The organism is Paraburkholderia sp. EG287B (assembly GCF_040965595.1).
Lineage (GTDB): Bacteria > Pseudomonadota > Gammaproteobacteria > Burkholderiales > Burkholderiaceae > Paraburkholderia.
Genome location: NZ_JBFRCG010000005.1, coordinates 53,998 through 66,316, shown reverse-complemented (window position 1 = coordinate 66,316; position 12,319 = coordinate 53,998). Strand labels below are relative to the sequence as shown.

The window sequence follows — 12,319 nt, the reverse complement described above, 5'->3', positions numbered from 1 at the left end:
GCACGCGACCGATCCTCTGCGTTTTACATGGGATCGCAGTAACCGCTAAAGCGCTAACTCCGATCGACAGGCGTACGCACATACGACTTGCGACGCCCATTGATGAGTCGAATACCCACCATGTTTGAAAAAATCCTCATTGCCAATCGTGGCGAAATCGCGCTCCGCATCCAGCGCGCGTGCCGCGAACTCGGCGTCAAGACGGTCGTCGTCTATTCGGAAGCCGACAAGGAAGCCAAGTACGTGAAGCTCGCGGACGAGGCGGTCTGTATCGGCCCGGCGCCTTCGAACCTCTCCTACCTGAACATGCCGGCGCTCATCAGCGCGGCCGAAGTCACCGACGCAGAAGCGATCCACCCCGGTTACGGCTTCCTCTCCGAGAACGCCGATTTCGCCGAGCGTGTGGAGCAGTCGGGCTTCACGTTCATCGGCCCGCGCCCGGAAACGATCCGCATGATGGGCGACAAGGTCACGGCGAAGCAGACCATGATCAAGACCGGCGTGCCCTGCGTGCCGGGCTCGGAAGGCGCACTGCCCGACGATCCGAAGGAAATCGTGAAGATCGCGCGCGCGATCGGCTACCCCGTCATCATCAAGGCGGCGGGCGGCGGCGGCGGGCGCGGCATGCGCGTCGTGCACACGGAAGCGGCGCTCGTGAACGCGGTCAACATGACCCGCGAGGAAGCCGGCCGTGCGTTCGGCAACCCGCAGGTCTACATGGAGAAGTATCTCGAGAACCCGCGTCACATCGAGATCCAGATTCTCTCGGACTCGTTCAAGAACGCCGTGTGGCTCGGCGAGCGCGACTGCTCCATGCAGCGCCGCCACCAGAAGGTGATCGAGGAAGCGCCGGCGCCGGGCATCGCTCGCCGCCTGCTCGATCGCATCGGCGATCGTTGCGCCGACGCGTGCAAGAAGATGGGCTACCTCGGCGCGGGCACGTTCGAGTTCCTGTATGAAAACGGCGAGTTCTACTTCATCGAAATGAACACGCGCGTGCAGGTCGAGCACCCGGTCACCGAGCTGATCACGGGCATCGACATCGTGCAGGAGCAGATCCGCATCGCCGCGGGCGAGAAGCTCTCGTTCCGCCAGCGCGACATCCAGCTGAAGGGCCACGCGATCGAGTGCCGCATCAACGCGGAAGATCCGTTCAAGTTCACGCCGTCGCCGGGCCGGCTCACGTCGTGGCACATGCCGGGCGGTCCTGGCGTGCGCGTCGACTCGCATGCCTACAATGGCTATTTCGTGCCGCCGAACTATGATTCGATGATCGGCAAGCTGATCACCTACGGCGCGACGCGCGAGCAGGCCATTCAGCGCATGCGCATCGCGCTCTCGGAAATGGTGGTCGAAGGCATCCAGACCAACATCCCGCTGCACCGCGAACTGATGCTCGACGCGAAGTTCGTCGAGGGCGGCACGAGTATTCACTACCTCGAAAGCCGTCTGGCCGAACGTCAGGCAGTGAAGAAGGACGAAGCGTAATTCATGAGCTACCGGGAACTGATCGTCGAGCTAGAGCGTGACCGCGCGGAAGAACTTTCCGACGCGCTGATCGAGCTTGGCGCCCTCTCGGTGTCGGTGGAAGACGCCGACGCCGACACGCCCGACGAGCAGCCGCTCTTCGGCGAGCCGGGCCTCACACCCGAGCGCACTGCGTGGCAGCATTCGCGCGTGATTGCGCTGATCGGCGCCGATCAGGATCCCGCCGTGCTGCTCATGGCCGCTTCGAACGAGCTGGGTCTCACGCAAACGCCGAAGTTCTCGCTGCGCGAAGTCGAGGAGCAGGACTGGGTTCGTCTGACGCAATCGCAGTTCGACCCGATCCAGATCGGTGAGCGCATCTGGGTCGTGCCGTCGTGGCACGATGCCCCGGACCCGAACGCGCTCGTGCTCGAACTCGACCCGGGCCTCGCGTTCGGCACGGGCAGCCATCCCACCACGCGTTTGTGCATGGAATGGCTCGAACAGCACGTGCAGCCCGGCAATTCGCTGCTCGACTACGGCTGCGGCTCGGGCATCCTCGCGATCCTCGCGAAGAAGTGCGGAGCGAATCCGGTGATCGGCATCGACATCGACCCGCAGGCGGTCGACTCGGCGCGCCACAACAGCGAGCGCAATCGCGCGGAGGTCACTTACGGCCTGCCCGACGATTGCCCCGCCGGCGAGTTCGACATCGTCGTCGCCAACATTCTGTCGAATCCGCTCAAGCTGATGGCCTCGATGCTCTCCTCGCGCGTAAAGCCGGGCGGACGCATCGCACTTTCGGGCATCCTCGCGCGCCAGGCCGAGGAAGTTGCGCAGGTGTACGCGCAGTGGATCGACATCTCGGTCTGGCGCGAACACGAAGGCTGGGTCTGCCTCGCGGGCACGCGGCGCGCGTAATCCCTGTGCGTTCCGATCGGGCTCGCACGCGCCTGATCGCGCCCCAAGCGGCAAGACCGAAGTCGTAGCCTGCGGTGGATTGCCAGTAGAATGCGGGTATCACCAATCCTCCGGTCTACCCAGATCCTCGGCCCACATGCTTCTGGCAACGCGCTGCCCCTTCTGTGAAACCGTATTCCGCATCCAGCCTACGCAGCTTGCCGTGCGGCGAGGCCTCGTGCGTTGCGGACATTGCCAGGAAGCGTTCGACGCGTCGGGCAGTTTGTACGAGATGCCCGAAGGTGGCGACTTTACGCGCGCGGTGCCCGTTGCTGCCGAAATCGCGGCCAGCCTGACCTCGCCGCCATCGGAGCCCGCTTCACGCTTTGCTGCGCAGCCCGCTTCGGGACTCGCTTCACAGTTCGCATCGCAGTCACAGTCTACTTCGCAGCAGCCCGATGTTCAGCCTGATCAGGCGGATCAGCCCGCAGCAACGCCATCGCAAGAGCCGCCCCCCACGCTGGGCGCCACACCCAATTTCACGAATCGCACGTGGGACCCGTGGGCACCGCCGCAGGACAGCCAGCGCGATCCGCGCCTGAAATACGACGCCGACAAACTGCAAGGGGCAAGCGTTGCCCGTGGCGCCTCGCCAGGGGTCGCGCCCGGAGCCGAGTCGCGGGTCGCCTTCGACGACGAACCGACGCTCGGGCGCGCACCACAACAAGCTGCGCCGCACGCGCCGGCGGCACCCGCAGCAGCACCGGTACCGCCGCCCCGGCAGCCCGCAGCCGCCGAACCCTTCCCGCCCGCCGCGCGCTGGACGCGCAGCGAGCCGAACCTGGGCACGGGCGGCCCGACCGAGCCGACCTTTTCGGCCAACGAAGCATCGGCTGCGGCTCGCATGAACGACCCGGAGCCCGCACTCGGCCCGCGCACCCGCGAAGCCGCACCGGAGCCCGCGTTCAGCGCGCTCTCGCCCAACGACGGCGCCTCACCGTTCGCCGTCACCCGTGAAGCGCCCGCCCGCCCGCGCGGCTCGCGCGGCCTCGTCTGGCGCATTCTCGGCACGCTCATCGCCATCCTGCTGCTCGCGCTGCTCGTCGTGCAGCTCGCGTGGTGGCAGCGCGAAACGGTCATGGTCTACTGGCCCGACTCGCAGTCGCTCTATCAGCAGGCGTGCGAGCAGCTCGGCTGCCGCGTGCTGCCGCCGCGCGACATCGACGGCCTGCTGGTCGAGCCGTCCGATCTGCGCCAGGTCGACAACGAGCCGCATCACCTCGAACTGAAAGTGCCGCTGCGCAACCGCTTCAACGTGGCGCTCGCGTACCCCGCGATCGAGCTGTCGCTGCTCGACCGGCAGAACAACATCGTCGTGCGGCGCGTGCTATGGCCGCAGGACTACGTCACGCCCGGCACGTCCATCGAAGCCGGTCTGCCCGCACGCACCACGCAGACCATGATCGTGCGGCTCGACACGGGCGACGTGGTGGCGTCGAACTTCCGCATCGAGATTTTCTACCCCTGATTTTCCGTCTGTACGCGGGTGCACTGGCGTGCCCCGCGCGTTTCCCGGCGTCCCGCTTCGCGCGGGTGCGCCATTCACCACACCATGCATTCCCGGAGAGCACATCATGAGTCAAGTCACGCTAGGCGGTAACCCGATCGACGTCGCCGGCACCTTCCCGAGCGTCGGCCAGAAGGCCCCGGCGTTCTCGCTCGTCGGCAAGGATCTGAAGCCTGTCTCGCTCGCCGATTTCGCCGGCAAGCGCAAGGTGCTGAACATCGTGCCGAGCCTCGACACGCCGACCTGCGCCACCTCCACGCGCAAGTTCAACGAAGCCGCCGCCGGCCTGGACAACACGACTGTCGTCGTGATCTCGGGCGACCTGCCGTTCGCCGCCGCGCGCTTCTGCACGACCGAAGGCATCGCCAACGTCGTCACGGCCTCGACCTTCCGCGGCCATGAATTCGCGCAAGCCTATGGCGTGGACGTGACGAGCGGCCCGCTCACCGGCCTGACCGCGCGCGCCGTCGTCGTGCTCGACGAAAACGACAACGTCCTGCACGCCGAGCGCGTTGGCGAAATCAAGAACGAACCGAACTACGACGCCGCACTCGCCGCGCTGAAGTAATCCGGCGGCGGCGCACACTCACTCAGAGCCTGTTTGCTGATGCCAATGCGCAGGCCGGTGCGCCGCCCCTTCCCCTACCACGCCCTACAGGAAATTCCGCCTTGGCTACGCTGATCTGCGGCTCGCTCGCCTACGACAACATCATGACCTTCGAGGGTCGCTTTCGGGAGCACATCCTGCCCGAGCAGGTGCACATCCTGAACGTGAGCTTTCTGGTGCCGACGATGCGCCGCGAGTTCGGCGGCTGTGCCGGCAACATCGCGTACGCGCTGCATCTGCTCGGCGGCGACGCCCGCATCATGGCGACGCTCGGCGCCGCCGACGCACGGCCGTACCTCGAACGCCTCGACACACTCGGCCTCTCGAAGGCGCACGTGCGCGTGCTGGAAGAGACGTGGTCCGCGCAGGCGATGATCACGACCGACCTCGAGAACAACCAGATCACCGCGTTCCACCCGGGCGCGATGATGCAATCGCATTTGAACCGCGCCGACGAAGCACCCGGCATCAAGCTCGGCATCGTCGCCCCGGACGGCTTCGACGGCATGGTCCAGCACGTCGAGCAGTTCGCGAAGGCCGGCGTGCCGTTCATCTTCGATCCGGGCCAGGGTCTGCCGCTCTTCGACGGCGCCTCTTTGCGCCGCGCGATTGAACTTGCGACCTACGTAGCGGTCAACGACTACGAAGCCAATCTTGTTAGCCATCGCACCGGCTGGTCGTTCGACGAAATCGCCAGCCATGTCGACGCGCTGATCATCACGCGCGGCGAGCACGGCTCGCAGATCTACCACGGCGGCAAGATCGAGGAGATTCCTCCGGTCAAGGCCGCTCAGGTGCTCGACCCGACCGGCTGCGGCGACGCTTTCCGCGGCGGCCTGCTCTACGGCATCGAGAACGGCCTCGACTGGGCAACCACGGGGCGTCTCGCGAGCCTGATGGGCGCGCTCAAGATCGAGCATCTCGGTCCGCAAAACTATGCGCCCACGCGAGCGCAGATCAACGAACGGTTCAAGGAGGCATTCGGCTACGAACTGCCGAACTGAACGCGGGAGCCGCACACGAACGGCGCCCATTGGAGCTACGGGAATGAAAATAACAAGTCGTCTGATTGTTGCAGCCATGCTCGCGGGGTCGCTCGCGATGTCGGGCTGCGCCTACAACAGCAGTTCCGCCGATGTGTACACGGCCTCGCAGGCGCAGCGCGAGCAATCGGTGCGCATGGCCACGGTTGAAAGCGTACGCGCGGTAAAGATCAGCTCGAACAACGGCCAGCCTAGCGGCCTTGGCGCGATCGGTGGCGGCGCGCTCGGCGCGGTGGCCGGCAGCCAGATCGGCGGCGGCACGGGCTCGATCGTCACCGGCATCATCGGCGGCATTGCGGGCGCCGTGGCCGGCAACGCGGTCGAGAACGGCGTGGCCATGCGCGACGGCCTCGAGATCACGGTGCGCCTCGACAACGGCGACTACCGCGCCATTACGCAATCCGCGACCGGCGAAGTCTTCAACGCGGGCGACCGCGTGCGGCTGCTCTCGAGCGGCGGCGTGACGCGCATCACGCACTAAAGCTTTCCCCTGTACCGCAGCGGCGCCTTGCGCCGGATGCGGAACCTCAGGCGCATGTGCTCCCCTGTGCATGCGCCTTTTTTCATGCCCGCGCGCGGCATGCGGGTGACCTCACCCCAACTATTACGAACTCCAGACGAAAAAAATCCCGCCGCGGACAACCCAGCGACGGGATCGGGATCGAGCCTTGCGCATCATGCCGCCCGGCCCGGCCAACGAAGCGCGCGTACGACGTAGCCTGCGCGCTTCGTCTCGGACTGCTTACGGACGGCTGCCGGTCGGGAACGGCCATGCTGCGGCCGGATTCAGGGCAGTCTTGACCGTTGCTGCGGGCGCGGACGGTTGCGCAGCAGGGGCAGCAGGTGCGGCAGCGGCCTTCGCAGGTGCCTTCTTGGCAGCCTTCTTGGCGGCAGCCTTCTTCGCAGGCGCAGCCTTCTTGGCAGCAGCCTTCTTCGCAGGCGCCTTCTTGGCTGCAACCTTCTTCGCGGCAACCTTCTTGGCTGCGGCCTTCTTCGCCGGCGCTGCCTTCTTCGCAGCAACCTTCTTCACGGCGACTTTCTTGGCTGCAACCTTCTTCGCTGCGGCCTTCTTCGCCGGTGCTGCCTTCTTCGCAGCAACCTTCTTCACGGCGACTTTCTTGGCTGCAACCTTCTTGACCGCGACCTTCTTCGCTGCGGCCTTCTTCGCCGGAGCTGCCTTCTTCGCTGCAACCTTCTTCACTGCGGCCTTCTTAGCCGCCGGTTTCTTCTTGGCAGTAGCCATTTTTTTCTCCTTCAGGTTCAGATGAGAGTCAGTTCAAACTACACCCTTCGTCAAAACCCGCTTCCCGCGAACGCTTCTCACGGCGCACGCTGCGAAGCGGGCTATTCATCGGCGTACGCTGATCCCGCGCGCTTACGCTAATGAATGCGGTAAGGCGCGCCGTGCCACGAGGCACAGCGCGCCAGGTCATTCCGGCGTCGGCTACCGACACCGGGCAACGTTCGTTGAAAGCGGCGGCCTCACGACACGCGAAGCCTGCGCGCTTTTCCGGGGGGAAGTTTGCCCATCCCTCTGAAGGGTTCGCAAAGTGCCTGTCACGTCGGTGAGCCAGCCTGGCTCCGGGCATGCTTTGCATCAGGCGTTCCTGCTCCTAATCATCATGCCGGTCGAGGCGCCTGCACGGCGCCTCGCGGCAACCCCAAAAGACTTGCACCGCAGTGCGCCCGGGTTATTCCCAGGACAGCGCACCGCCCGTCTGATATTCGATCACGCGCGTCTCGAAGAAGTTGCGTTCCTTCTTCAAGTCGATCATCTCGCTCATCCACGGGAACGGATTCTCTTCGTTCGGGAACAGCTGATCGAGACCGATCTGCTGGCAACGGCGGTTGCAGATGAAGCGCAGATAGCTTTTGAACATCGATGCGTTCAGACCGAGCACGCCGCGAGGCATGGTGTCCTCGGCGTAGCGGTACTCGAGGTCGACCGCATGCTTGAACAGTTCGGTGATCTCCGCACGGAACGCCGGGGTCCACAGGTGCGGGTTTTCAAGCTTGATCTGGTTGATGAGGTCGATGCCGAAGTTGCAGTGCATCGACTCGTCACGCAGGATGTACTGGTATTGCTCCGCGGCGCCGGTCATCTTGTTCTGGCGGCCGAGCGCGAGAATTTGCGTGAAGCCGACATAGAAGAACAGGCCTTCCATGATGCAGGCGAACACGATGAGCGACTTGAGCAGGCTCTGGTCGGCTTCGAGCGTGCCGGTCTTGAACGACGGATCAGTCAGCGTCTGGATGAACGGGATCAGGAACTCGTCCTTGTCGCGGATCGACTTGACCTCGTGGTACGCGTTGAAGATCTCGCTCTCGTCCAGACCCAGCGACTCGACGATGTACTGGTAGGCGTGCGTGTGGATCGCCTCTTCGAACGCCTGGCGCAGCAGGAACTGGCGGCATTCGGGCGCCGTGATGTGCCGGTAGGTGCCGAGCACGATGTTGTTCGCGGCGAGCGAGTCGGCGGTCACGAAGAAGCCGAGGTTGCGCTTGACGATGCGGCGCTCGTCCTCGGTCAGACCGTTCGGGTCCTTCCACAGGGCGATGTCGCGGGACATGTTGATTTCCTGCGGCATCCAGTGGTTCGCACAGCCCGCCAGGTATTTTTCCCAAGCCCACTTGTACTTGAACGGGACCAGCTGATTCACGTCGGTCTGGCCGTTGATGATGCGCTTGTCGGCGACATTCACGCGCGCTTCGGTCGAGACCGGCGCTTGCGGCGGCGGTGCGACGGCGAAGTCGCTGGCGAAGATGTTGGTCGCCGTGGAAGCCTGTGGAGCGGAACGCAGACCAAACTGCACCTCGGCAGCCTGGACAGCCTGACCCGCGGGGTTGCGCATTGCGTTTTGCTGCGCACCGCTCGACGGAGTTACGGCCGTGATCTCGTCATCCCAGTTGAGCATAAATGTCACCATCAATTTAGATCGGTTTGTACCATCTTTTCGTGAGCGATAAAAGGGTTCGCACACGAAAAATCCTGTTTTCGATTCGCGTTGCGACCTCGATACAACACTTTGTTATCGCATCGTGTCGATTGCATCGCGTGAGCACTGTGTAGAGAGCACTCATTCGTCGTGCTCACTTCGCATGTGCGAGGTGCTTCGAAGGTCTTCGCGACATCGAGAGCGTGTGTGAAAGACGGGGTTCGCCGCGCGCTTTTCGCTCGCGCTGCGAGTGCGTTCTCACTCGCCGCTCACTGCCTGCCGCGCGCGGCGCTGGAAGCTCGCGCGGCCTTAAGTCTTGTCCCTGCGAGAAACTCCAGGGATTCCTTCCTGTTGCCTCTTTCGCGTAGTGCAACGCGCGTGGTGCGAGTTGCCGGGAGAGTCGGCGCGCATTGCGCGCGCCTCGTTCGTTGTTACATCTCGCTACGACTGCTTCGACTACTGTTTACTACGGATGCTGCAGTCCTCGCATGATGCGCGCGGCGTTGCACCGCACGCATCATGCGCAGCCAGCTTTACTGGCAAGCCTCGCACTCTTCGAAGCCGGGGTCGCCCGGACGCATCATGCACACCGGACCATCGGCTTCCGGCGCCGCTTCAACCGCGGCTTCCGGTGCGGCCTGCATCGTGGTCGAGCCTGCTGCACCGCCGAATGCGCCGCCCGTTGCACCGCCGAAGGCGCCGCCTGCATTGCCGCCGCCTTCGCCGCCCGTCGGCACGGCGTTGAGCGCGCCGTGCGCAACCGTCGACTTCTCGACGTGCGTCGCCCCCATTGTGCGCAGGTAGTACGTGGTCTTCAGACCGCGCACCCATGCGAGCTTGTAGATCTCGTCGAGCTTCTTGCCCGATGCGCCGGCCATGAAGATGTTCAGCGACTGCGCCTGGTCGATCCACTTCTGACGACGCGATGCGGCTTCGACGAGCCACGTCGGGTCGACTTCGAACGCCGTTGCATACACAGCGCGTAGATCGGCCGGCACGCGGTCGATGCGCGAGAGCATGCCGTCGAAGTACTTCAGGTCGGCGACCATGACTTCGTCCCACAGGCCGCGCGCCTTCAGGTCGCGCACCAGGTAGTCGTTCACCACCGTGAATTCGCCCGAGAGGTTCGACTTCACGTAGAGGTTCTGGAACGTCGGCTCGATGCAAGGCGACACGCCGATGATGTTCGAGATGGTCGCGGTCGGCGCGATCGCGATGCAGTTCGAATTGCGCATGCCGTGCGTCGCGATGCGCTCGCGCAGCGACGTCCAGTCCATCGATTCGCTCGAGTCGACTTCGACGTAGCCGCCACGTGCTTCGGCGAGCAGCTTGAGCGTGTCCTGCGGGAGGATGCCGCGATCCCACAGCGAGCCGCGGTAGGTCGAGTAGCGGCCGCGCTCGGCTGCCAGCTCCGTCGACGCCCAGTACGCGTAGTAGCAGACGGCTTCCATCGAGCGGTCGGCGAACTCCACGGCTTCCTGCGAAGCAAACGGCGTGCGCAGAACGTGCAGGCAGTCCTGGAAGCCCATGATGCCCATGCCCACCGGACGGTGCTTCAGGTTCGAGTTGCGCGCCTTCGACACCGCGTAGTAGTTGATGTCGATGACGTTGTCGAGCATGCGCATCGCCACGCTGATGGTGCGCTTGAGCTTGTCGTGGTCGAGCGCGTACGTGCCGTCGGCCTGCTCCACCATGTGCGCGACCAGGTTCACCGAGCCCAGGTTACACACGGCGATTTCGCTGTCGCTGGTGTTCAGCGTGATTTCCGTGCACAGGTTCGACGAGTGGACGACGCCCACGTGCTGCTGCGGCGAACGGATGTTGCACGGATCCTTGAACGTGATCCACGGGTGACCCGTTTCGAACAGCATGCCGAGCATCTTGCGCCACAGCTGCGCGGCCGGCAGCTTCTTGAACAGCTTGATCTCGCCGCGCGCGACCTTCTCTTCGTAAGCCGTGTAAGCCTGTTCGAATTCGGCGCCGAACTTGTCGTGCAGATCCGGGCAGGTCGAGGGCGAGAAGAGCGTCCAGTCGCCGCCTTCCATCACGCGCTTCATGAACAGGTCGGGAATCCAGTTCGCCGTGTTCATGTCGTGGGTGCGGCGGCGGTCGTCGCCCGTGTTCTTGCGCAGCTCGAGGAATTCTTCGATGTCGAGGTGCCACGATTCCAGGTAGGCGCACACCGCGCCCTTGCGCTTGCCGCCCTGGTTCACGGCGACCGCCGTGTCGTTCACGACCTTCAGGAACGGCACGACGCCTTGCGACTTGCCGTTGGTGCCCTTGATGTGCGAGCCGAGCGCGCGCACGCGCGTCCAGTCGTTGCCCAGACCGCCGGCGAACTTCGAGAGCAGCGCGTTGTCCTTGAGCGCCTCGTAGATGCCGTCGAGGTCGTCGGCCACCGTCGTGAGGTAGCACGACGAGAGCTGCGAGCGGTGCGTGCCCGAGTTGAACAGCGTGGGCGTGGACGACATGAAGTCGAACGACGAGAGCACGTTGTAGAACTCGATCGCGCGCGCTTCGCGGTCGATCTCGTTGAGCGAGAGGCCCATCGCGACGCGCATGAAGAATGCCTGGGGCATTTCGATGCGCGTGCCGCCGACGTGCAGGAAGTAGCGGTCATAGAGCGTCTGCAGGCCGAGGTAGCCGAACTGCAGATCGCGGCCCGCGTCGAGCGCGTTGCCCAGACGCTTGAGGTCGAACTGCTGCAGCTTGTCGTCGAGCAGGCCCGCTTCCACGCCGCGCTTGATGAACTGCGGGAAGTAGTCGGCGTAGCGCACGGCCATTTCGGCTTGCGTCACTTCCTCTTCGAGAATTTCGCGACGGATCGTGTGCAGCAGGATGCGCGAGGTCACCTGGCTATACGCCGGGTCCTTTTCGATCATCGTGCGCGCAGCGAGGATGGCCGAGTCGTAGACCTGGCTCATCGGCACGCCGTCGTACAGATTCTTCACCGTTTCCGCGACGATCGGGTCGGCGTTGACCGCGTCGCCGAGACCGTCGCACGACGAGTCGATCAGCGCGCGCAGCGCCTGCATGTCGAGCGGGCGCGTCACGCCGTTGTCCGTGACGTTGATGCCGGGCGCTGCGCTCGCGGCCGTTTCCGGCGCGTTGGCGCGCTCCTGGTTGCGCTTCTCGCGATACAGCACGTAGGCGCGCGCGACGTTGTGCTCGCCGCCGCGCATCAGCGCGAGTTCGACCTGATCCTGGATGTCTTCGATATGGAACGTGCCGCCGTTCGGACGGCTGCGCACGAGTGCGCGCACGACGTTCTGCGTGAGCTGCTCGACGAGCTCGCGAACGCGCGCCGAAGCCGCGCCCTGGCCGCCGTTCACGGCGAGGAAGGCCTTCGTCATCGCGATCGCGACTTTCGAAGGTTCGAACGACACCACGCTACCGTTGCGGCGAATCACCTTGTGGTCGGCGAACTGCTGCGCGCTCGTCTGGCCGTCTTGCGGTTGGCCACCCAGCGTGTGCGCGGCGGGCGCGCCTTCATACCGGGTCGAGACGTTATCGGTCGTTTGCATGTGCAAAGCTCCTGGGTCCTGGAAAGGTGCGAAGAGAGTTCGCGGATTAAGACGGACGCCGACGTCGTGCCCCCGTGTGCACGCTCGATCGGGCAGAGAAAAAAGTCCAGCCTGGCGAGGCTGCCGGATGCGACAAGGCAGATGAATCACGGACTGCTTCGGTCTTCATCGTGGATGTCGCGATCATTGGCTGTACCTTCTCTCTCGATTACAGCCGGTGCGCCGGTTCTCTCGGCCGACGGCACCGTACAAAGTTTCTGTTTTTTCTATGCTGG

At 64.4% G+C, this 12,319-nt stretch carries 10 protein-coding genes; 6 read left to right on the top strand and 4 right to left on the bottom strand.

Annotated features, from left to right (window positions below):
* Positions 1-120 precede the first annotated feature (120 nt).
* The 6 genes from accC to AB4Y40_RS09865 all read left to right on the top strand — a co-directional run bounded on the left by accC (position 121) and on the right by AB4Y40_RS09865 (position 6,065).
* Positions 121-1,488 carry an acetyl-CoA carboxylase biotin carboxylase subunit gene (accC, locus tag AB4Y40_RS09890; RefSeq protein WP_042270391.1) on the top strand — a complete coding sequence of 456 codons (1,368 nt, stop codon included), beginning with the start codon at positions 121-123 and terminating at the stop codon, positions 1,486-1,488.
* Between the two features lie 3 nt (positions 1,489-1,491).
* Positions 1,492-2,388 carry a 50S ribosomal protein L11 methyltransferase gene (gene prmA, locus AB4Y40_RS09885; RefSeq protein ID WP_342924475.1) on the top strand — a complete coding sequence of 299 codons (897 nt, stop codon included), beginning with the start codon at positions 1,492-1,494 and terminating at the stop codon, positions 2,386-2,388.
* 136 nt (positions 2,389-2,524) lie between these two features.
* Complete coding sequence (locus AB4Y40_RS09880) at positions 2,525-3,895, top strand: zinc-ribbon and DUF3426 domain-containing protein (RefSeq protein ID WP_368687524.1); 1,371 nt, start codon at positions 2,525-2,527, stop codon at positions 3,893-3,895.
* Between the two features lie 106 nt (positions 3,896-4,001).
* Entirely contained in the window at positions 4,002-4,502 is a 501-nt protein-coding gene (gene tpx / locus AB4Y40_RS09875; protein ID WP_368687523.1) for a thiol peroxidase, read from the top strand.
* A gap of 101 nt (positions 4,503-4,603) precedes the next feature.
* Entirely contained in the window at positions 4,604-5,545 is a 942-nt protein-coding gene (locus tag AB4Y40_RS09870) for a carbohydrate kinase family protein (protein ID WP_368687522.1), read from the top strand.
* Positions 5,546-5,588: 43 nt separating this feature from the next.
* Positions 5,589-6,065, top strand: coding sequence for a glycine zipper 2TM domain-containing protein (locus AB4Y40_RS09865; RefSeq protein ID WP_368687521.1), 477 nt, complete (start codon positions 5,589-5,591; stop codon positions 6,063-6,065).
* A 261-nt stretch (positions 6,066-6,326) separates the two neighbouring features.
* Here AB4Y40_RS09865 and AB4Y40_RS09860 read toward each other — a convergent pair whose 3' ends face one another.
* From AB4Y40_RS09860 to AB4Y40_RS09845, 4 genes are all read right to left on the bottom strand, one after another.
* Positions 6,327-6,827, bottom strand: coding sequence for a histone H1-like DNA-binding protein (locus tag AB4Y40_RS09860; protein WP_321930803.1), 501 nt, complete (start codon positions 6,825-6,827; stop codon positions 6,327-6,329).
* 28 nt (positions 6,828-6,855) lie between these two features.
* Positions 6,856-7,182, bottom strand: coding sequence for a hypothetical protein (locus AB4Y40_RS09855; protein WP_083245612.1), 327 nt, complete (start codon positions 7,180-7,182; stop codon positions 6,856-6,858).
* A 93-nt stretch (positions 7,183-7,275) separates the two neighbouring features.
* Positions 7,276-8,499, bottom strand: a complete 1,224-nt coding sequence (locus AB4Y40_RS09850; RefSeq protein ID WP_368687520.1) for a ribonucleotide-diphosphate reductase subunit beta — start codon at positions 8,497-8,499, stop codon at positions 7,276-7,278.
* A gap of 554 nt (positions 8,500-9,053) precedes the next feature.
* A complete protein-coding gene (locus tag AB4Y40_RS09845; RefSeq protein ID WP_368687519.1) occupies positions 9,054-12,044 on the bottom strand; it encodes a ribonucleoside-diphosphate reductase subunit alpha in 2,991 nt (996 codons plus the stop codon).
* Positions 12,045-12,319: the final 275 nt, after the last annotated feature.

Bases quoted from the DNA above. Each gene is read 5' to 3' on its own strand.
- prmA (WP_342924475.1), top strand. From the start codon at position 1,492: ATGAGCTACCGGGAACTGATCGTCGAGCTAGAGCGTGACCGCGCGGAA.
- AB4Y40_RS09855 (WP_083245612.1), bottom strand. From the start codon at position 7,182: ATGCAAAGCATGCCCGGAGCCAGGCTGGCTCACCGACGTGACAGGCAC.
- AB4Y40_RS09865 (WP_368687521.1), top strand. From the start codon at position 5,589: ATGAAAATAACAAGTCGTCTGATTGTTGCAGCCATGCTCGCGGGGTCG.
- accC (WP_042270391.1), top strand. From the start codon at position 121: ATGTTTGAAAAAATCCTCATTGCCAATCGTGGCGAAATCGCGCTCCGC.
- AB4Y40_RS09880 (WP_368687524.1), top strand. From the start codon at position 2,525: ATGCTTCTGGCAACGCGCTGCCCCTTCTGTGAAACCGTATTCCGCATC.
- AB4Y40_RS09850 (WP_368687520.1), bottom strand. From the start codon at position 8,499: ATGCTCAACTGGGATGACGAGATCACGGCCGTAACTCCGTCGAGCGGT.
- AB4Y40_RS09860 (WP_321930803.1), bottom strand. From the start codon at position 6,827: ATGGCTACTGCCAAGAAGAAACCGGCGGCTAAGAAGGCCGCAGTGAAG.
- AB4Y40_RS09845 (WP_368687519.1), bottom strand. From the start codon at position 12,044: ATGCAAACGACCGATAACGTCTCGACCCGGTATGAAGGCGCGCCCGCC.
- tpx (WP_368687523.1), top strand. From the start codon at position 4,002: ATGAGTCAAGTCACGCTAGGCGGTAACCCGATCGACGTCGCCGGCACC.